The organism is Streptomyces sp. NPDC045022 (assembly GCF_056432605.1).
The window spans coordinates 312,676-332,458 of sequence record NZ_JBWKIR010000008.1; the positions used below are offsets into that span (position 1 = coordinate 312,676).

General features: G+C 70.3%; 18 protein-coding genes and 1 riboswitch. Of the genes, 11 read left to right on the forward strand and 7 right to left on the reverse strand.

The genetic code is table 11. The features are described from left to right. Positions 1-8 precede the first annotated feature (8 nt). On the reverse strand, positions 9-731 hold the full coding sequence (locus tag AC07C1_RS17630; protein ID WP_478939908.1) for a M50 family metallopeptidase: 723 nt from the start codon (positions 729-731) through the stop codon (positions 9-11). A 50-nt stretch (positions 732-781) separates the two neighbouring features. Between AC07C1_RS17630 and AC07C1_RS17635 the strand changes: the two genes are divergently transcribed. The 10 genes from AC07C1_RS17635 to AC07C1_RS17680 all read left to right on the forward strand — a co-directional run bounded on the left by AC07C1_RS17635 (position 782) and on the right by AC07C1_RS17680 (position 10,755). Beyond that, positions 782-1,597: an SOS response-associated peptidase gene (locus tag AC07C1_RS17635; RefSeq protein ID WP_478939909.1), complete on the forward strand. Its 816-nt coding sequence runs from the start codon at positions 782-784 to the stop codon at positions 1,595-1,597. Position 1,598: 1 nt separating this feature from the next. Continuing rightward, the gene (locus AC07C1_RS17640; protein ID WP_478939911.1) at positions 1,599-2,225 is read left to right on the forward strand and encodes an alpha/beta hydrolase family protein; all 627 of its coding nucleotides are present in this window, start codon (positions 1,599-1,601) and stop codon (positions 2,223-2,225) included. Between the two features lie 256 nt (positions 2,226-2,481). Beyond that, positions 2,482-3,183, forward strand: a complete 702-nt coding sequence (locus AC07C1_RS17645; protein ID WP_478939912.1) for a sigma-70 family RNA polymerase sigma factor — start codon at positions 2,482-2,484, stop codon at positions 3,181-3,183. After that, positions 3,180-3,482: a mycothiol system anti-sigma-R factor gene (gene rsrA, locus AC07C1_RS17650; RefSeq protein ID WP_478939913.1), complete on the forward strand. Its 303-nt coding sequence runs from the start codon at positions 3,180-3,182 to the stop codon at positions 3,480-3,482. The genes AC07C1_RS17645 and rsrA overlap by 4 nt, the downstream gene beginning before the upstream one ends. 109 nt (positions 3,483-3,591) lie before the next feature. Continuing rightward, positions 3,592-4,896: an HD-GYP domain-containing protein gene (locus tag AC07C1_RS17655; RefSeq protein ID WP_478939915.1), complete on the forward strand. Its 1,305-nt coding sequence runs from the start codon at positions 3,592-3,594 to the stop codon at positions 4,894-4,896. Further along, complete coding sequence (locus tag AC07C1_RS17660; protein WP_478939917.1) at positions 4,893-6,185, forward strand: HD-GYP domain-containing protein; 1,293 nt, start codon at positions 4,893-4,895, stop codon at positions 6,183-6,185. Before AC07C1_RS17655 ends, AC07C1_RS17660 begins: the two co-directional genes overlap by 4 nt. Positions 6,186-6,282: 97 nt before the next feature. Then, positions 6,283-7,287: a tetratricopeptide repeat protein gene (locus AC07C1_RS17665; protein WP_478939919.1), complete on the forward strand. Its 1,005-nt coding sequence runs from the start codon at positions 6,283-6,285 to the stop codon at positions 7,285-7,287. Positions 7,288-7,359: 72 nt separating this feature from the next. Then, positions 7,360-8,010, forward strand: a complete 651-nt coding sequence (gene def, locus AC07C1_RS17670) for a peptide deformylase (protein WP_478939920.1) — start codon at positions 7,360-7,362, stop codon at positions 8,008-8,010. Between the two features lie 292 nt (positions 8,011-8,302). Next, positions 8,303-9,388, forward strand: coding sequence for an epi-isozizaene synthase (gene cyc1 / locus AC07C1_RS17675; protein ID WP_478939954.1), 1,086 nt, complete (start codon positions 8,303-8,305; stop codon positions 9,386-9,388). Next, positions 9,385-10,755, forward strand: a complete 1,371-nt coding sequence (locus AC07C1_RS17680; protein ID WP_478939922.1) for a bifunctional albaflavenone monooxygenase/terpene synthase — start codon at positions 9,385-9,387, stop codon at positions 10,753-10,755. The genes cyc1 and AC07C1_RS17680 overlap by 4 nt, the downstream gene beginning before the upstream one ends. Positions 10,756-10,822: 67 nt before the next feature. Here AC07C1_RS17680 and AC07C1_RS17685 read toward each other — a convergent pair whose 3' ends face one another. The 6 genes from AC07C1_RS17685 to AC07C1_RS17710 all read right to left on the reverse strand — a co-directional run bounded on the left by AC07C1_RS17685 (position 10,823) and on the right by AC07C1_RS17710 (position 19,190). Continuing rightward, a complete protein-coding gene (locus AC07C1_RS17685) occupies positions 10,823-11,785 on the reverse strand; it encodes a GlxA family transcriptional regulator (RefSeq protein WP_478939924.1) in 963 nt (320 codons plus the stop codon). Between the two features lie 259 nt (positions 11,786-12,044). After that, positions 12,045-13,052, reverse strand: coding sequence for a ribonucleotide-diphosphate reductase subunit beta (locus tag AC07C1_RS17690; RefSeq protein ID WP_478939926.1), 1,008 nt, complete (start codon positions 13,050-13,052; stop codon positions 12,045-12,047). A 56-nt stretch (positions 13,053-13,108) separates the two neighbouring features. Then, positions 13,109-15,472: a ribonucleoside-diphosphate reductase subunit alpha gene (locus tag AC07C1_RS17695; RefSeq protein WP_478939927.1), complete on the reverse strand. Its 2,364-nt coding sequence runs from the start codon at positions 15,470-15,472 to the stop codon at positions 13,109-13,111. 124 nt (positions 15,473-15,596) lie between these two features. Continuing rightward, positions 15,597-15,720: riboswitch (cobalamin riboswitch) on the reverse strand. Between the two features lie 699 nt (positions 15,721-16,419). Then, entirely contained in the window at positions 16,420-18,030 is a 1,611-nt protein-coding gene (gene mctP, locus AC07C1_RS17700; protein ID WP_478939929.1) for a monocarboxylate uptake permease MctP, read from the reverse strand. After that, positions 18,027-18,290 carry a DUF3311 domain-containing protein gene (locus tag AC07C1_RS17705; RefSeq protein ID WP_478939931.1) on the reverse strand — a complete coding sequence of 88 codons (264 nt, stop codon included), beginning with the start codon at positions 18,288-18,290 and terminating at the stop codon, positions 18,027-18,029. Before AC07C1_RS17705 ends, mctP begins: the two co-directional genes overlap by 4 nt. 135 nt (positions 18,291-18,425) lie before the next feature. Beyond that, positions 18,426-19,190, reverse strand: a complete 765-nt coding sequence (locus tag AC07C1_RS17710; protein WP_478939933.1) for a GntR family transcriptional regulator — start codon at positions 19,188-19,190, stop codon at positions 18,426-18,428. A 218-nt stretch (positions 19,191-19,408) separates the two neighbouring features. Here AC07C1_RS17710 and AC07C1_RS17715 point away from each other — a divergent pair. Next, on the forward strand, positions 19,409-19,783 hold a 375-nt coding region (locus AC07C1_RS17715), incomplete at its 3' end, for a helix-turn-helix domain-containing protein (RefSeq protein ID WP_478939934.1).

The window sequence follows — 19,783 nt, forward strand, 5'->3', positions numbered from 1 at the left end:
GCCCGATGTCAACCTTCCAGCAGCCATCCCCCGCCGCCGATCAGCGAGCACAGCGACACCGCGTGGAACAGGAACAGCCACAGGCCCGCCGGTACGTGCGCCAGGCGGGACAGCTGGTCCGCGTCCGAGTCCCCCGCCCCTCCCCGCGACCGCTTGGCCTGCAGCTCGAACGGCGGCCGTACGCCACCGAACAGCAGGAACCACACCACCGCGTACGCGAACGCCGCCTGCACCTGCGGTCCCGCCAGCCAGGACACCAGCAGGAAGGCACCGCCCGTGAGGACGACCGTCAGTACGCCGTACGCGTTGCGGATCATCACCAGCATCACCACCAGCAGGGCGGTCGCCACCCACAGCAGCAGCGTGATGCGCCCGGCAGCGAGCAGGGCGGCCCCGCCCAGGCCCAGCAGCGAGGGCGCCGTGTACCCCGCGGCGGCCGTGAAGATCATGCCCAGGCCGTAGGGCTTGCCCCGGCTGACCGTGAGCCCGCTGGTGTCGGAGTGCAGGCGGATGCCGGTGAGCTGCCGTCCGGTGAGCAGGGCGACCAGGCCGTGGCCGCCCTCGTGCGCGATGGTGATCGCGTTGCGGGATATCCGCCACAGCTGATGCGGGACCACCGCGGCGAGCGCGGCGGCGAGCGTGGCCAGCACCACCCACAGATCGGGATCGGGCTGGGAGCCGGTGAGCCGGTCCCACAGATCGGGCAGCGCGGTGGCGGCGAGGCTGTCCATGTGTCCGAGTGGCTCCCTGTACTGGTACGGAGTCTGGCAGTGTGGCACGTATGTGCGGACGGTATGCATCGAGTCGTAGGCCCGAGGATCTCGCAGGAGTCTTCGAGGTCGAGAAGTGGGAGCCCGAGGAGACCCTGGAGCCGGACTACAACGTGGCTCCGACCAAGGAGGTCTACGCCGTCCTCGACCGTCCCCTGAAAGACGCGGACTCTCCGCACCCGGTTCGCCAGCTGCGCAGGCTCAAGTGGGGCCTGGTGCCCTCCTGGGCCAAGACACCCGAGGGCGGCGCCCGGATGATCAACGCCCGCGCGGAGACCGTCCACGAGAAGCCCGCCTACCGCCGCGCCTTCGCCGCCCGCCGCTGCATCCTGCCCGCCGACGGCTATTTCGAGTGGGTCACCGGCGAGCAGGAGCGGGATCTGGAGGTCGAGGGCAGGAAGAAGCGGCCGCGCAAGCAGCCGTACTTCGTGCTGCCCGCCGACGGCTCGGTGTTCGCGATGGCCGGGCTGTACGAGTTCTGGCGCGACCGGACCCTGCCCGACGACCACCCGCTGGCCTGGTGGGTCACCTGCTCGGTGATCACCACGGAGGCGGAGCGAACCCCCCTGGCCGTCGCCCCCGCCGAGGGCCCGCACGCCCTCGCCGAGATCCACCCCCGGATGCCGCTGATGCTCACTCCGGACCGCTGGGACGCATGGCTGGACCCCTCCCGCACCGACCCGGACGACCTGCTCGGGCTGCTGGCCCCGCCCCCGGCCGGCCTGATGCGCGCCTACCCGGTCTCCACGGCCGTCAGCAACGTCCGCAACAACGGCCCGGAGCTGCTGAAGGAGCTGGAGACACCGGAAGAGGGCACACTCTTCTAGCGTGATCGAGACTGTCGAGACCGAGGCCGGGACCGCACGTGTCACCTGGCACCGGGCGAAGAAGGCGCGGCTGGTGCTTGCCGTGAGTCATGGGGCCGGCGGCGGCATCGAGGCGCGCGACCTCCAGGCCCTCGCGCGGACCCTCCCCGGGCACGGGGTGACCGTCGCCCTCGTCGAGCAGCCGTGGCGGGTCGCGGGCAAGAGGGTCGCGCCCGCGCCGAAGACCCTGGACACCGGGTGGCGCGGGATCTGGCCCGCGCTGGAGCGGCCCGGCCTGCCGGTGATCTCCGGCGGGCGCAGCGCCGGTGCCCGGGTCGCCTGCCGTACGGCGGCCGAGCTGGGCGCGCACGCCGTGCTCGCGCTGAGCTTCCCGCTGCACCCGCCGGGCAAGCCGGAGAGGTCCCGCGCCGGGGAACTCCTGGGCGCCGGGGTACCCACGCTGGTCGTGCAGGGCGGGAACGACCCCTTCGGCAAGCCCGGGGAGTTCCCGGAGGGCGACTTCGAACTGGTCGAGGTGCCCCGCGGCGATCACGGCTTCGCCGTCCCCAAGCGCGCGGACATCACGCAGGAGCAGGCCCTGGAGATCGTCGGCGGCGGTGTCGCCGGGTGGATCGCGTCACTCGGGTGACCGCCGGGAATGCCGCACGACGGACCACTGTTGTGGCGGAAAGGAGTGCTGAGGCCTCGGCACCGACGTCGTAGGAGAGGAAGTCCGCCGCATGGGTTCGACCATCTGCCCGAGCCGTAAGCGCAGCGCTGACCTGGACTGGACGGTGCTGCACGCGGCCAGGACCGCTCCTATTCGAGCGGCGGCAGGCACGGGTCGTGTTCTATCCTCCGAATCGAGTGGGATCGGTTTCGGTCCTGCCCAGCATCTTGAGGAGGTGGGTCCGGTCACTGGGACCGACGCAGGGACCGACAACGGTCAGGCGGAGCTGCCCGAGGGCCAGGGCGTGAGCGCGGAGACGGAGGCGAACTCCGAGTCCACCGCGGAGCGCAGTGCGCGCTTCGAGCGGGACGCGCTCGAATTCCTCGACCAGATGTACTCGGCCGCGCTGCGCATGACGCGCAACCCGGCCGACGCCGAGGACCTGGTGCAGGAGATGTACGCCAAGGCGTACGCGTCCTTCCACCAGTTCCGTGAGGGCACCAACCTCAAGGCGTGGCTGTACCGGATCCTCACCAACACCTTCATCAACTCCTACCGCAAGAAGCAGCGCGAGCCCCAGCGCTCCGCCGCGGAGGAGATCGAGGACTGGCAGCTCGCCCGCGCCGAGTCGCACATGTCGACGGGTCTGCGCTCCGCCGAGTCGCAGGCGCTCGACCACCTGCCCGACTCGGACGTGAAGGAAGCGCTGCAGGCGATCCCCGAGGAGTTCCGCATCGCCGTCTATCTCGCGGATGTAGAGGGCTTTGCGTACAAGGAGATCGCGGACATCATGGGGACGCCCATCGGTACGGTGATGTCCCGGCTGCACCGGGGCCGCCGTCAGCTGCGCGGCATGCTGGAGGACTACGCCCGTGAGCGTGGTCTGGTCCCGGCCGGCGCCGGAGAGTCGAACGAAGCGAAAGGCTCGGGCTCATGAGCTGCGGAGAGCCGCACGAGACGGACTGCAGTGAGGTCCTCGACCACCTGTACGAGTTCCTCGACAGCGAGATGCCGGACGTCGATCGCGACAAGTTCCAGCACCACTTCGAGGAATGCTCGCCGTGCCTGGAGAAGTACGGTCTGGAGCAGGCCGTGAAGAAGCTGGTCAAGCGGTGCTGCGGACATGACGACGTACCCGCCGACCTGCGCGCCAAGGTCATGGGGCGGCTTGAGCTGATCCGCTCCGGTCACACCGTGCCCGAGCACGATGTGACCGCCACCGCCCAGGAGAGCTGAGCGCCGGGTCATCACCCGAACGTGCTAATCCTCAGGTCGTAGGCCCCGCATCCCCGACATCCCGCCCTAGGCTCCGAGCCTGGGCAGGCATGGTCGGGGGAGGGACGCGATGGATGCGCTACCGGCGAGGGCACGTGGCTATGTGGCCTGTGTCGCCCTGCTGGCCGTGCTCTGTGTGCTGCCGCTGCCGGCGACCCACGCCCCCTGGTGGCCGATCGCGCTGCTCGCGGCGGTCTACGCGGCATGTGAGCACGTCGTACGGTGTCGCTTCGGCGGCACCTTCTACCCGGTGCTGCTCGCCGGGGCGCTCCTGCTGCCCCCGCCGGCCGCCGCGCTGGTCCCGCTGCCCGCGGCCCTGCTCTGCCCCGTCGAGGACCGGCCCGCGCCGGCGCGCCGCGTGTGGCGGGCCGCGCAGCCCTCGCTCGCCGTGTGGGGCGCCAGCGCGGTGCACTGGGCGCTCGGCGGCCGGGACGCCGTCGTCACCTGCGACTTCCCCTACGCGCTGCTGCCGGCCGGCGCGGCCGTGCTCACCTTCTGCGTGATCCTCACCGTCCTCGACGGCGGCATCCTCGCCACCGCTGAGCACGTACCGCTGCGTCGGGCCTGGCGCGGGCTGCTGTCCCGCTCGCTCGCACCTGTGGCGGTGCACGGACTCGCCGGGCTCATGACGGCCGTGCTGTGGCGCAGCCCGTACGGCCCGGTCGCCGCGCTGCTCGTACTGCTGCCGATGTACGTCTCCTCCTGGGTGTTCGCCCAGTACCACCGCGAACGCGCCGCCCACCAGGCCACCATCCGCGCCCTCGTCCAGGCCGTCGACATCAAGGACGGCTACACGCGCGGCCACAGCGAGCGCGTCGGACAGGCCTCCGTGCTGATCGCCCGCGAACTCGGCATGGACGACGAACGCGTCGAGGTGCTGCGCTTCGCCGGAATCCTGCACGACGTCGGCAAGCTGGGCGTCCCCACCCGGCTGCTGCGCAAGGAGGGACCACTCACCCCCGAGGAACGGCGGATCATCGAACTGCATCCCGAGTACGGGCACGAGATGGTCCGCGGGATCTCCTTCCTCGGCGAGGCCCGCGCGGCGATCCTGCACCACCACGAACGCCTCGACGGCAGCGGCTATCCGTACGGCCTGGCCGGCACGCAGATCCCCGAGTGCGCCCGGGTCGTCGCCGTCGCGGACGCCTTCGACGCGATGACCTCCACCCGTTCCTACCGCCGGGCCCGCCCGGTCGAGGCGGCCGTCGCGGAGCTGGAGCGCTGCGCCGGGGCCCAGTTCGACTCCCGCATGGTCGCCGCGCTCGTCCGCGCCCTGCGCCACTACGGCTGGCACCCCACGGTCACCGCCGACGAGCCGTCCTGCGCCACGGCATCCGGCGAGCGCGTCCCCAGCACCGGGACGTCCCGATGACCGCCCTGCGGCTCATCCACGGCGCCGCCGCCCTGGCCGCGGCCGGCTCCCTCGCCGTCACCCTGTGGACCGGCTTCGACGACCGGGGCGTCGCGCTCGCCTTCGGGGTGCTCATAGCCGTCGGCGAGCTGACCCGGTGGAGCGGCGCACCGGTGCGGCAGGCCGCGCCCCTCGGCGCCGCCGGATCGCTCTCGTACGCCCTGCTGGGCGCCGACGCCGGGCGGCCCACCCAGCACGACGCCGCCCAGGTGGTCACCGTCGTCCTCGTCGCCGCCCTGCTCGGCGCCGTCCCGCACATCTGGTGCGGCCGCACCCCCACCCTCGACCACCTGGCCCGTCGCGTCCTCACCGTCGGCTTCGCCGCCGTCTGCTTCCAACCCCTCTACAACAGGGGTGTGTTCGCCTCCTGGGACGGCCCCGCGTACGCCCTCCTCCTCGTCACCCTGCTCGGCCTCACCAGCCTCTGCGACGCCGTCCTCGGTGCCGCCCTCGCCCACTGCCGCACCCGCTGGCCGTTCGGCCCGCTGCTGCGCGAGGAGCTGCACGGGCTGCTCGGCATCGGCTCCGCCGTGTGCGCGACCGGGGTGGTGATGGCCCTCGCGGTCGCCGTGGCCGGACTGTGGGCGCTGCCCGTGTTCTGCCTGCCCCTGCTGCTCACCCAGCTCTCCGTCCGCCGCCACGCGGCCGTGCGCGCCACCTACCGGCAGACCATCGCCTCCCTCGCCCGCGCCACCGAGATCGCCGGATGCACCCCCACCGGGCACGCCCACCGCGTCGCCGCGCTCAGCCTCGGCGTCGGCCGGGACCTGGGCCTGACCGGACCCGAGCTGACCGTGCTGGAGTACGCGGCCCTCATGCACGACATCGGGCAGCTCAGCCTGGTCGACCCGGTCCCGGCCGGTGCCACCGCCGGCCTGCCCCCCGCGGAGCAGCGGCGCATCGCCCTGCTCGGCGGGGCCGTCGTCCGGCAGACCGGCGTGGACGCGGCCGTCGCCGTCGTCGTCGAGCGGCAGGCCGACCCCTACGCCGAGCAGCCGGTCGCCGCGCGGATCGTCCGGGCGGTGAACGCCTACGACGAGAAGACCCGGGACGCCGGACCCGAGGGGCCCCTGCGGGCGCTCGAGGAGCTGCGCCTCGGCACCGCCGGGGACTACGCTCCCGAGGTCGTGGAATCGCTCGCCCGGGTCCTCGCCGAGCCCCGGGGGTGGCGCGAGACCGGGCCGGCCGAGGACGACGGGAGACGGACGGCACTGTCTGACCCCGTCCGCGGCTGGGTAACCCATGGGTAATGAGCGCCTTTCCCACCGCACGTGGTTGGATGCGAGGGAGAGGGTGTCCGGGGGCACAAGCCAGCCCACTGTGAACTGGAACTGGCAGGCGGGAATCGTGAGGATCTTCGGAAAGGGACGGCACCGGCCCTCCGCCTCCTGGCGGCAGGCCACGGACCGCGCGTTCACGCTGATCGGCGACGGCCGGTACGAGGACGCCGGTGAGCTGCTGACACGGGCCGCCGACCTGGAGCCCTGGCTGTCGGAGTCCTGGTTCAACCTCGCTCTGCTGCACAAGTTCCGGCACGACTGGGAGCAGGCCCGCGCGGCCGGACTGCGCGCCGTGGCCCTCCTGGACCGGGAGACCGGCGCTCCCGACTGGTGGAACGTGGGCATCGCCGCGACCGCGCTGCAGGACTGGCCGCTGGCCCGCCGCGCCTGGCAGGCGTACGGGCTGAAGGTGCCCGGCACCCCCCGGTCGAAGGCCGGGGGAGGCGCCATGGCCTCCGGCGAACCCGTCGGCATGGAGCTGGGCAGCGCGGCCGTGCGGCTCTCCCCGGAGGGCGAGGCCGAGGTGGTGTGGGGCCGCAGGCTGGACCCGGCGCGGATCGAGGTGCTGTCCATCCCGCTTCCCTCGTCGGGGCGGCGCTGGGGCGAGGTGGTCCTGCACGACGGCGTCCCGCACGGCGAGCGCACGACGTCCACCGGGCACTCCTACCCGGTCTTCGACGAGATCGAGCTGTGGGCGCCGTCCCCCGTTCCCACCTGGGTGGTCCTGCTGGAGGCGGCCACGGAGGCGGACCGGGACGCGCTGGAGCAGCTCGCGGCCGACGCCGGGTTCGCCGCGGAGGACTGGTCGTCGTCGGTGCGGCTGCTGTGCCGGATGTGTTCGGAGTCCCGGATGCCGTCGGACGAGGGCGAGGGTGTGCACCTGGACCCCCATGACCACAGTGAGCCCGGTCATCCCGGGCCGCTCGGGCACCGCACGGACGGGCAGCTGTGGGTGCCGGAGCGGGAGTGCGGTATCGCGGCGCCGGCCTCCCTGGTCAGGGGACTGCTCGACGGATGGGTCGCGGACAGCCCGGACTCCAGGGACTGGCGGGATCTCGAAGAGGTTTGCTGAGCCGCGGTGACCGGCCACCTTTAGGCTGTACTCGCAGAATTTTCCAGGCTTGCAGGAAGGCGTACGTCGGTCATGGCTCAGCAGGACACCGATCAGCAGCACGCGGGCGTGCTCCCCGTCGATGACGAGGGCTATGTCGTCGACACGGAGGACTGCGAGGAGCGCGAGACGGCCTGGCGGGAGCGCGGGACGTCGCGCCCGATCACCGTCGTCGGTAACCCGGTGCTGCACAAGGAGTGCAGGGACGTCACCGAGTTCGGTGCGGAGCTGCAGCAGCTGGTCGCGGACATGTTCGCCAGCCAGCGCACCGCCGAGGGCGTGGGCCTGGCCGCCAACCAGATCGGTGTCGACCTGAAGGTCTTCGTCTACGACTGCCCCGACGACGAGGGAGTCCGGCACGTCGGCGTGGTGTGCAACCCGAAGCTCGTCGACCTGCCCGCCGACAGGCGCCGGCTGGACGACAGCAACGAGGGCTGCCTGTCGGTACCGACCGCGTACGCGCCGCTCGCCCGCCCCGACTACGCCGAGGTGACCGGCCAGGACGAGAAGGGCAACCCGATCAAGGTCCGCGGCACCGGCTACTTCGCACGCTGTTTGCAGCACGAGACCGACCACCTCTACGGCTACCTCTACATCGACCGGCTGTCCAAGCGGGACCGCAAGGACGCGCTGCGGCAGATGGCCGAGAACGAGCCACGTTACCCCGTGGTCGCCAACGACTAGGCGGAGCTGGGCCGTTGGGGCGCCCGATCGGGATCACTCCCGGTCGGGCGCCCTTCTTACGGCCGTGGTTCGCTCGTCCGTGCGTCGTACAACCGCTCCCTTCCGCGCTCCTGGTGATCCTTAACCGGTCATGAAGGGGGGATTCTCGGCTCCTTGGGGTAGTGAGTGGAGCAAATCCGTTCCCACGGCGGTCAGTTGTGGTGCTGAATGGAAGTGCGGGGATACGCAACGGCGCACGCCCGGCACAACGGAAGGGGGCGTGCGCTCCTGGCGGCTGAGAGGGGTTTGTTCTGTGCAAGCTTTCCCACACAGCACCACAGCGACACCGACGGCGGTCGTGGTACCACCCTCACTGGCACTGCCGGTGATCGAGTCCGCCTTTCCCCGGCGACTGCATCCGTATTGGCCGCGGCTCCAGGAGAAGACGCGGCGCTGGCTGCTGGAAAAACGGCTCATGCCGGCGGACAAGGTGCAGGAATATGCCGATGGACTGTGCTACACCGACCTCATGGCGGGCTACTACACAGGTGCCCCGGACGAGGTCCTGCAGGCCATAGCCGACTACAGTGCCTGGTTCTTCGTCTGGGACGACCGCCACGACCGCTACGTCGTCCACGGCCGGGCGGGCGACTGGCGGCGGCTGAGGTACCGCCTGCACGCGGCCCTCGACGCACCCAGGCACCATCTGCAACACCCCGACCCGCTGGTCGCGGCCTTCGCCGACAGCGTGTTACGGCTGTACGGCTTCCTGCCGGGCACCTGGAACCGGCGGTTCGCCCGGCACTTCCACGCGGTGATCGAGGCCTACGACCGCGAGTTCCGCAACCGCACGGAGGGATACGTTCCCGATGTCGAGGAGTACCTCGCCCTGCGTCGGCACACCTTCGCGCACTGGATATGGACGGACCTGCTCGAGCCGAGTGCCGGGTGCGAACTCCCGGACCCCGTGCGAAAGCACCCGGCCTATCGCCGGGCCGCACTGCTGAGCCAGGAATTCGCCGCCTGGTACAACGATCTGTGCTCGCTGCCGAAGGAAATAGCGGGCGACGAGGTCCACAATCTCGGAATCAGTCTCGTCAGCCATCAGGGACTGACTCTCGAAGAAGCGGTGGACGAAGTCAGGCAGCGCGTCGAGGAATGCATCACTGAATTCCTCCAAGTCGAGCAGGAAGCTCTGCGATTCGCCGATGAGATCGCCGACGGTACGGTCGCCGGCAAGGAATTGAGCGCCGCCGTCCGCACCTGTGTCGGCAATATGCGCAACTGGTTCAGTTCCGTCTACTGGTTCCACCACGAGTCCGGCCGGTACATGGTCGACAGCTGGGACGACCGGTCCACGCCCCCGTACGTCACCAACGAAGCGGCAGGTGAGAAATGACCGTCGAGTCTGTGGAGCCCGCGGCCCCCGAGGCCACCGAACTGCGCGAACCGCCCCTGGCAGGGGGCGCCGTACCGGGTCTCGGGCACGGCCTGAAACTGGTCCGCGACCCGCTCGCCTTCATGTCCCGGCTGGGCGAGTACGGCGACGTCGTACGCCTCAGGCTCGGCCCCAAGACGGTGTACGCCGTCACCACGCCGGCGCTCACCGGCGCGCTGGCCCTGAGCCCCGACTTCAAGATCGACGGCCCGCTGTGGGAGTCCCTCGAAGGGCTGCTCGGCAAGGAGGGCGTGGCCACCGCCAACGGCCCCCGGCACCGGCGCCAACGGCGCACCATCCAGCCCGCGTTCCGGCTGGACGCGATACCGAACTACGGGGCCGTGATGGAGGAGGAGGCGCACGCGCTGACCGAGCGCTGGCGGCCCGGCGAGACCATCGACTGCACCTCGGAGTCCTTCCGGGTCGCTGTCCGCATCGCCGCCCGCTGCCTGCTGCGCGGCGAGTACATGGACGAGCGCGCCGAGCGGCTGAGCATCGACCTCGCCACCGTCTTCCGGGGAATGTACCGCAGGATGGTGATCCCGCTCGGACCGCTGTACCGGCTGCCATTTCCGGCCAACCGCGAATTCAACCGGGCCCTGGCCGATTTGCATCTTCTGGTCGACGAGATTGTCGCCGAGCGGAGGGCATCTGGTCAAAAGCCGGACGATTTGCTGACGGCATTGCTGGAGGCGAAGGACGACAATGGCGACCCCATCGGGGAACAGGAGATCCACGACCAGGTCGTCGCGATACTCACCCCCGGCAGCGAAACTGTCGCGTCCACGATCATGTGGCTGCTGCAGGTCCTCGCGGAGCATCCGGAACACGCCGAGAAGGTACGGACCGAGGTCGAATCCGTGACGCGTGGTCGGCCGGTCGGATTCGAGCACGTTCGCGCGCTCACGCACACCAACAATGTCGTCGTCGAGGCCATGCGGCTCAGGCCCGCCGTTTGGATATTGACGCGGCGCGCGGTGACCGACACCGCGCTCGGCGGCTATCGCATTCCGGCCGGGGCGGACATCGTCTACAGCCCCTACGCCGTCCAGCGCGACGCCCGCTCCTACGCCCGCCACCTCGACTTCGACCCCGACCGCTGGCTGCCCGAGCGCGCCAAGGAGGTACCGAAGTACGCCATGAGCCCGTTCAGTGTCGGCAACCGCAAGTGCCCCAGCGACCACTTCTCCATGGCCCAGCTGACCCTGATCACCGCGGCGATCTCGGCGAAGTACCGCTTCGAGCAGCTCAGCGGGTCCGACGACAGCACCCGTGTGGGCATCACGCTCCGCCCGCACAACCTGCTGCTGAAGCCCGTGGAGTGGTGAGGAGGCGGGCACGGAGCGCTTCCTGACCGTCGGCTCCCGGCCCGCGACTCCTGATGCCGGCGCGCGCTCAGGCGGCCTGCGGGCCCCGGAACGCGCGCCGGTAGGCGTTCGGAGTCGTCCCGAGCGCCCGGACGAACTGGTGCCGCAGCGCGGCCGCCGTACCGAACCCGGTGCGCCAGGCGACGGCGTCCACCGTCTCGTCCGTGCCCTCCAGCAACTCCTGTGCCAGCAGTACCCGTTGACGCAGGATCCAGCGGTAGGGCGTGGTGCCCGTCTCCTGCTGGAAGCGACGGGCGAAGGTGCGCGGTGCCATGTGGGCGCGGGCGGCGAGCTGTTCGACGGTCACCTCCTGGTCGAGGTGGGCCTCCATCCATGCCAGGACCTCTCCGACGGTGTCGCACGAGGTCTTCGGCAGCGGCCGCTCGATGTACTGCGCCTGGCCGCCGTCCCGGTGCGGCGGCACCACCATCCGGCGGGCGATCTTGTTGGCGATCTCCGGGCCCTGCTCCTTGCGCACCAGGTGCAGACAGGCGTCGATCCCGGCGGCGGTGCCGGCGGAGGTGATCACCGGGTCCTCGTCGACGTAGAGGACGTCCGGCTCGACGATCAGCCGGGGGTACTGGCGGGCCAGCTCGTCCGCGTGGTGCCAGTGCACGGCGCAGCGCCGGCCGTCCAGCAGCCCGGCCGCGGCGAGCAGGAAGACCCCGGAGCAGACGCTGAGCACCCGGGCACCGCGGTCCACCCCGTGCCGCAGGGCCCGGAGCAGCTCGGGCGGGAACGCGCGGGAGTCGTAGCGGGAGCAGGCCGGCACGGCGATCAGGTCGGCCGACTCCAGGCGCTCCAGGCCGTGCTCCACGTGCACCGCGAAACCCGCGTTCGAGCGCAGCACCGGACCCTCGGCCGAGGCGACCGCGAAGTCGTACACCGGCAGGCCCTCGTCACTGCGGTCGGTGCCGAACACCTCGCAGACGACGGCCAGCTCGAAGGGGTTCACGCCGTCGAGGAGAACGGCCACCACGTTCTGCAGCATGCCCCCAGTGTGCCTGACGGATGGCAGTAAATCGAGGGTGTGCGGCAGTCCTGCCACTTACGGTAAGTAGTGAACGGCGCGACAGTGGTGTCATGAACGGAAACCAGATCGAAGGCCTGATCGGAATGCTCGCCACGTTCGCAATCCTGGTCATCCTGGTCCTCCCCTCCGTGCTCGGCATCGTGCGCGACAGGCGCATCGACCGGCAGCTCAGGGAGGCCCAGGAGGACCGGGGAGGAAGGCGTCGGGAGAAGGAGACTCAGAAGTCCTCGTCCAGGTCGACCGTGCCCTCCACCGCGACCTGGTACGCCGACGGGCGGCGCTCGAAGAAGTTCGTCAGTTCCTGAACGCCCTGCAGCTCCATGAAGGAGAAGGGGTTCTCCGAGCCGTACACCGGGGCGAAGCCGAGACGCGTCAGACGCTGGTCGGCGACGCACTCGAGGTACTGCCGCATCGAGTCGGTGTTCATGCCGGGGAGGCCGTCACCGCACAGGTCGCGCGCGAACTGCAGCTCGGCCTCGACGGCCTCCTCCAGCATGCCGGTGACCTGCTGCCGCAGCTCGTCGTCGAAGAGCTCCGGTTCCTCCTTGCGGACGGTGTCGACCACCTCGAAGGCGAAGGACATGTGCATCGTCTCGTCGCGGAACACCCAGTTGGTGCCGGTGGCCAGACCGTGCAGCAGACCCCGGCTGCGGAACCAGTAGACGTACGCGAAGGCGCCGTAGAAGAACAGCCCCTCGATGCACGCGGCGAAGCAGATCAGGTTGAGCAGGAAGCGCCGGCGGTCGGCCTTCGTCTCCAGTCGGTCCAGCTTCTCGACCTCGTTGATCCACTTGAAGCAGAACCCGGCCTTCTCGCGGATGGACGGGATGTTCTCCACGGCCGCGAACGCGGCGGCGCGGTCGTCCGGGTCGGGCAGGTAGGTGTCGAGCAGCGTCAGATAGAACTGGACGTGCACGGCCTCCTCGAACAGCTGGCGCGACAGATACAGGCGCGCCTCCGGGGAGTTGATGTGCTTGTACAGCGTCAGCACCAGGTTGTTCGCGACGATCGAGTCGCCCGTCGCGAAGAACGCCACCAGGCGGCCGATCAGGTGCTGCTCCGCGGGCGTCAGCTTCGCCAGGTCGGCGACGTCCGAGTGGAGGTCGACCTCCTCGACGGTCCAGGTGTTCTTGATGGCGTCCCGGTAGCGCTCGTAGAAGTCCGGGTACCGCATCGGGCGGAGGGTCAGCTCGAAGCCGGGGTCGAGAAGATTCTGGTTCGTCATCACAGTCGGCGCGAAGCGCCGTCCTCCAGGGGTGGTGGTCGGGTGGCGGGCGGGAGTTACTGGCAGGCCTCGCAGGACTCGGGGTTCTCAAGGGAGCAGGCGACCGCGTCGGGATCGGCGGCCTGCTGGACGGGGATGGTCTTCCGGGCCTGCGCCTGGGCGGCGCGGGCGATGCGCGTCGCCGGGCGGGAGCGCAGGTAGTACGTCGTCTTCAGACCCGACTTCCAGGCGTACGCGTACATCGAGGAGAGCTTGCCGATGGTCGGCGTCTCCAGGAACAGGTTCAGGGACTGCGCCTGGTCCAGGAACGGGGTGCGGGCCGCCGCCATGTCGATCAGACCGCGCTGCGGGATCTCCCACGCCGTGCGGTAGAGCGCCCGCACCTCCTCGGGGATCCAGGCGAAGCCCTGCACCGACCCGCTGGAGTCGCGCAGCGCCTCCCGGGTGCGCGCGTCCCAGACGCCCAGGTCCTTCAGCTCCTGCACCAGGTACGAGTTGACCTGGAGGAACTCGCCGGACAGCGTCTCGCGCTTGAACAGGTTGGACACCTGCGGCTCGATGCACTCGTACACGCCCGCGATGGACGCGATGGTGGCCGTCGGGGCGATGGCCAGGAGCAGCGAGTTGCGCATGCCGACGGCCGCGATCCGCGTCCGCAGCGCCGCCCAGCGCTCCGGCCAGGTGAACTCCACGCCGTAGTGGTCGGGGTGCAGGACACCCTGGGCCGTACGGGTCTTCTCCCAGGCCGGCAACGGGCCGTTGCGCTCGGCGAGGTCCGCGGAGGCCTCGTACGCGGCGAGCATGATCCGCTCGGCGATCCGGGTGGACAGCGCCTTCGCCTGGGGGGAGTCGAAGGGCAGACGCAGCTTGAAGAGGACGTCCTGCAGGCCCATCGCACCCAGGCCGACGGGGCGCCACTTGGCGTTGGAACGGCCCGCCTGCTCGGTCGGGTAGAAGTTGATGTCCACGACCCGGTCGAGGAAGGTGACGGCCGTGCGGACCGTCTCGTCCAGCCGCTCCCAATCGATGTCCCCGGCGGTCACGAAGGCACCGAGGTTGACCGAGCCCAGGTTGCAGACCGCCGTCTCCCCGTCGTCCGTGACCTCCAGGATCTCCGTGCAGAGGTTGGAGGAGTGCACGACATGGCCCGCGGTCGCCGTCTGGTTCGCCGTGCGGTTGGCGGCGTCCTTGAAGGTCATCCAGCCGTTGCCGGTCTGCGCGAGGGTGCGCATCATGCGGCCGTACAGGTCGCGGGCCGGGATCGTCTTCCTGGCCAGGCCGTCGGCCTCGGCCTTGAGGTAGGCGGCGTCGAACTCCTCGCCCCACAGGTCCACCAGCTCCGGCACGTCCGCCGGGGAGAACAGCGACCACTGCCCGTCGGAGTTGACCCGGCGCATGAACTCGTCCGGGACCCAGTGCGCCAGGTTCAGGTTGTGCGTACGGCGGGCGTCCTCACCGGTGTTGTCGCGCAGCTCCAGGAACTCCTCGATGTCGGAGTGCCAGGTCTCCAGGTACACCGCGGCCGCGCCCTTGCGCCGGCCGCCCTGGTTCACCGCGGCCACCGAGGCGTCCAGGGTCTTCAGGAACGGAACGATGCCGTTGGAGTGCCCGTTGGTGCCGCGGATCAGCGAACCGCGCGAACGGATCCGGGAGTACGAGAGCCCGATGCCGCCGGCGTGCTTGGAGAGCCGGGCGACCTGGTGGTAGCGGTCGTAGATGGAGTCCAGCTCGTCCAGCGGGGAGTCGAGCAGGTAGCAGGACGACATCTGCGGGTGCCGCGTACCGGAGTTGAAGAGCGTGGGGGAGGAGGGCAGGTAGTCGAGGCGGCTCATGAGCCCGTAGAGCGCCGCGACCTCGTCCACCGAGCGGACGGTGTCGTCCTCGGCGAGGCCCGCGGCGACGCGCAGCATGAAGTGCTGGGGCGTCTCGATCACCTTGCGGGTGATGGGGTGCCGCAGCAGGTAACGGCTGTGCAGGGTGCGCAGGCCGAAGTAGCCGAAGCGGTCGTCGGCGTCCGGGTCGATCAGCGCGTCGAGCCGCCCGGCGTGCAGCCGCACGAACGCCGCGGTCCGGTCCGCGATGAGCCCCTCCCGGTGTCCCACGGCGACGGACTGCGTGAAGGACGCCACGCCCTGCGAGGCGGCCTCGTCCCCGATGGCCAGGGTCAGCAGGCGGGCGGCCAGCCTGGAGTAGGCGGGGTCCTCGGAGATCAGGCCGGCGGCCGCCTCCGTGGCCAGCTCGCGCAACTCCGCCTCGTCCGCGTGCGCGGACCGGCCGCGCAGCGCGGCGGCGGCGACCCGGCCGGGGTCGGCGTCGGGGAGGTCGGCGGTCAGCTCGGTCAGGGTCCGCAGCAGTGCGGCACCGGGACCGTCGGTCTTCAGCTCGCTGGCTGAAGCCGGGTCGGCTGGCGCGATGGTCACGTGGGGCTCTCCCTCGCTCGGCACGGGGGCCTGGCGGAGGGCAGGGGCAGCCACGAGCGCGCACGGCGTCGCGTCCACCGGCCCACTCCACGAGGCCCGGACGTCTCAAGGCACCCGGACCGGACGGCCGGGCGCGCTGGCGGCAGGTCCTCGGACTGAACAGGCGTGCGGATGCACGCAAGTACACCGTTGCGGGACAGTTCCGGATTCGCACCGGATTCCCCTGCGGCGACAGCGAGCATGAGCATACATCTAGTGCCGGGCTGCCATGTCACCCCCAGATGTTGTGTCGCACCGCCTTCGTAGCGTCAACTCACAAGCGAGAAGAGTGAGGTCGTCCCGGTGCGGCACGAGATGCCCGTGCGGCTCGGCTCCGCGGACGAAACGGCTGTGCCGGTGCGAGCTGACGGGCGCGGTGGCGCGCCTGGCCCCGGTCGAGTGCCCCTCGACGGAGCGGCAGAACCACGGGGAAGCGTCACGTGAGCCGTCGGCGCGCTGCGCGGCATCACCGTCGTACAGACCCTGGAGCGCCGGCTGTAGCTGGCGGGCACGGCCGGTTCCGCACCCCACCGCGCCGGTGCCGGCTCGGACCGGCGGCGCCCGCATCCGTTCGTCCCCGAGGCGGGCGGCCTGGTGGCCCTCGCCCTGGAGACCGGGCAGCCCGAGCGGTTCGGCTGGAGTGCCTGCCCGACCGCAAGTTCCGGTTGTGCCCCTCCCCGTCCCGCCGACGGGTGCCCCGGGGTGAGATCTGTGAGCGGTTCCCACGCCGGCAACAGGCCCTGCTGCCCCGCCCCTTCCGGCGCCGCTTCCCCAGATGGGTGAGCATCAGGCACCGCGAGACGCTCGCCTGGCACGGCATGGGCGCCGGGGGTCTGGACCGGTTGTGGGACGCGATGGCCGGGCGCACAGGCGGCTGGAGAGCCACCCGTGCGCCCGGCCGCGTCCCGTCAGTGCGCGGACCCCGCGGTGGCCGGCGGAAGCTCCACCTGGACGCCCGGGTCGCCCGCGTCGGCCGCGTAGTCCTCCGGCTTGGTCTCGTCGATGCCCTCGGGGGCCTTCACGGCCTTCAGGACGACGGTGAGGACCACGGTGACGAGGACGTTCAGCACGAAGGCCGTGAGGCCGATGTAGCCGATCTCGCCGATGCCGGGGATCTCCTTGGCGTTGCCGCCGAAGTGCTTCTGCGTCGGGGAGGCGATCCCGTACGCGGCGACCGTGCCGTACACCATGCCGACCGCCCAGCCGGCCAGCAGCGCCCAGCGGTGGAACCAGCGGGTGAACAGGCCACCGACCAGGGCCGGGAAGGTCTGCAGGATCCAGATGCCGCCCAGCAGCTGGAAGTTGATGGCGACCGTCTTGTCCATGGTGAGGACGAAGATCAGCGCGCCCACCTTCACCAGCAGCGACACGATCTTGGAGACCCGGGTCTCCTGCCGGGGCGTCGCGTCCGGGTTGATGAAGTCCTTGTAGATGTTGCGGGTGAAGAGGTTCGCCGCCGCGATGGACATGATCGCCGCCGGCACCAGCGCGCCGATGCCGATCGCCGCGAAGGCCACGCCCGCGAACCAGTCCGGGAACATGTCCTCGAACAGCTGCGGGATCGCCAGCTGCCCGTTGGTGACCTTCACCCCTGCCGCGATGGCCATGAAGCCCAGCAGCGCCAGCAGGCCCAGCATGAGCGAGTACAGCGGCAGGATCGTGGTGTTGCGGCGGATCACCTCACGGCTCCTGGACGACAGGGTCGCGGTGATCGAGTGCGGGTACATGAACAGGGCCAGCGCGGAACCGAGCGCCAGCGTGGCGTACGTCCACTGGCCCGTCGGGGCCGGTACGACACCGCCCACGCCCGTGGTCGAGAACTTCTCGCCCGCCTTGGCGAAGATGTCGTCGAAGCCGCCCAGTCTGATCGGGATGTAGATGATCGCCACCGCGATGACGATGTAGATCAGCGTGTCCTTGACGAACGCGATCAGCGCGGGCGCGCGCAGGCCGGAGGAGTACGTGTAGGCCGCCAGCACGCCGAACGCGATGAGCAGCGGGAGGTCCTTCACGAACCAGTTCGTGTTCTCCCCGCCGCCGACGCCCATCACGTCCAGCACCGCCTGGATGCCGACGAGCTGGAGCGCGATGTACGGCATCGTCGCCAGGATGCCGGTCAGCGCCACCGCCAGCGACAGGCCCTTCGAACCGAAGCGGCCGCGCACGAAGTCCGAGGTCGTCACGTAGCCGTGCTTGTGCGAGACCGACCACAGGCGGGGCAGGAACGTGAAGATCAGCGGGTAGACCAGGATCGTGTAGGGCACCGCGAAGAAGCCGGACGCGCCCGCCGCGTAGATCGCCGCCGGCACGGCGACGAAGGTGTAGGCCGTGTACAGGTCGCCGCCGAGCAGGAACCAGGTGACCCAGGTGCCGAACGACCGTCCGCCCAGGCCCCATTCGTCCAGCGAGTGCTCGTTCTCGGCCCTGCGCCAGCGCGCGGCCAGGAAGCCCAGGACCGTGACGGCCAGGAAGAAGAAGATGAAGACGCCGAGCGCGACGCCGTTGACGCCGTCCTTCACTTCGCGGCACCCCCGTTCCCGGCCTGGCGGCTGCGCTGGTCGCGCTGCCACAGCTGGTACGCCAGCATCGTGAGCGCCGTGGAGATCAGCACCCAGAGCATCTGGTACCAGTAGAAGAACGGGACCCCGATGAACGCGGGGCCCGTCTTGGCGTACGAGCCGACCCACAGCATCGCCACGAAGGGCGCGACGAGACACAGTCCGATGATCACCCGGGTCGGTGTGACGACCGGTGGTCTCACTTCAGGTGTTTCCGACATGCCGCGGCTCCGTCCCCTCGCTGATCACCTGTGTAATGCGCAGGCAATCTAGGTGACGGTGTCATCGCACGGGAAGACCTCGTCCGCATATCGGTATGTCGATTTCGGGGTCACGGCGTGAAGACGCCGCCGCACTCAGTCCTGCGGCCGCTTCAGGCGCGCCACGAATTTGTACCGGTCGCCCCGGTACACCGACCGCACCCATTCCACCGGCTTGCCCTCGTGGTCCAGCGAGTGCCGGGAGAGCATCAGCATCGGCAGGCCGACGTCGGTGCCGAGCAGACCCGCCTCGCGGGGGGTGGCCAGGGAGGTCTCGATGGTCTCCTCGGCCTCGGCGAGGTGGACGTCGTAGACCTCGGCGAGCGCGGTGTACAGGGACGTGTACTTCACCAGCGACCGGCGCAGCGCCGGGAAGCGCTTGGCGCTCAGGTGCGTGGTCTCGATCGCCATCGGCTCGCCGTTGGCCATGCGCAGCCGCTCGATGCGCAGCACGCGCCCGCCGGCGGTGATGTCGAGCAGCTCGGCCAGCCGGTCGTCGGCGGTGACATAGCCGATGTCCAGCAGCTGCGAGGTCGGCTCCAGGCCCTGGGCCCGCATGTCCTCGGTGTACGAGGTGAGCTGCAGCGCCTGGGAGACCTTCGGCTTGGCGACGAAGGTGCCCTTGCCCTGGATGCGCTCCAGCCGGCCCTCCACGACCAGTTCCTGCAGGGCCTGGCGGACGGTGGTGCGGGAGGTGTCGAACTCTGCGGCCAGCGTGCGCTCGGGCGGGACCGGCGTGCCCGGCGCCTGCGTCTCCGTCATGTCGAGCAGGTGCTTCTTCAAGCGGTAGTACTTGGGCACACGCGCGGTACGGACGGTTGTGCCGGCCTCGTTCTCCGCACTGCTGACGTCGGTGCTCATGCTCTGCCTTCCCGGCTCCGGATGCCGAAAGCGGCCGACCTGGCATCGGCCACGGCTCACATCGTGGCACGGCTTAGTGTGTCAGGAGTCCACCCGCACGCTCCGTGATCTCCTCTGTATACCGGTGCACCCGCTGTTGGTCTAGTCCATAAGGCCCCGGGGTGGGCGGTGAGCTTGAGTTCTAGTGGTCGTCGCAACACCCCAGCTCAAGGGGTGCGATGTTCGAGATCCGCAAGACCCGGACGGTGGCCCAGGGCCGCAGGAAGCTGACCCGTGAGCGGGAGGAATACTTCCGGCTCATGCAGCAAGGCGTGAGTTACACGGAGGCGGCCAGGGTCGTCGGCATCAACCTCCGCACGGGAAAGCGATGGCGCAACGGCCGCAACCCCTCCGGCCGGCAGAAGGCGGCAGCACCGGCCAGACCGGTGCTGCCGCCTTCTGGTGCGTCCCGGTGCCTGCGTGAAGCCGACCGGATCTACATCGCCGACCGGCTCCTGGAGAAGGCGACGGTCCGTGCGATCGCCACCGAACTGGGCCGCAGCCCCTCCACCGTCAGCCGGGAGATCCGCCGCAACCGGCACCCCACGAACGGC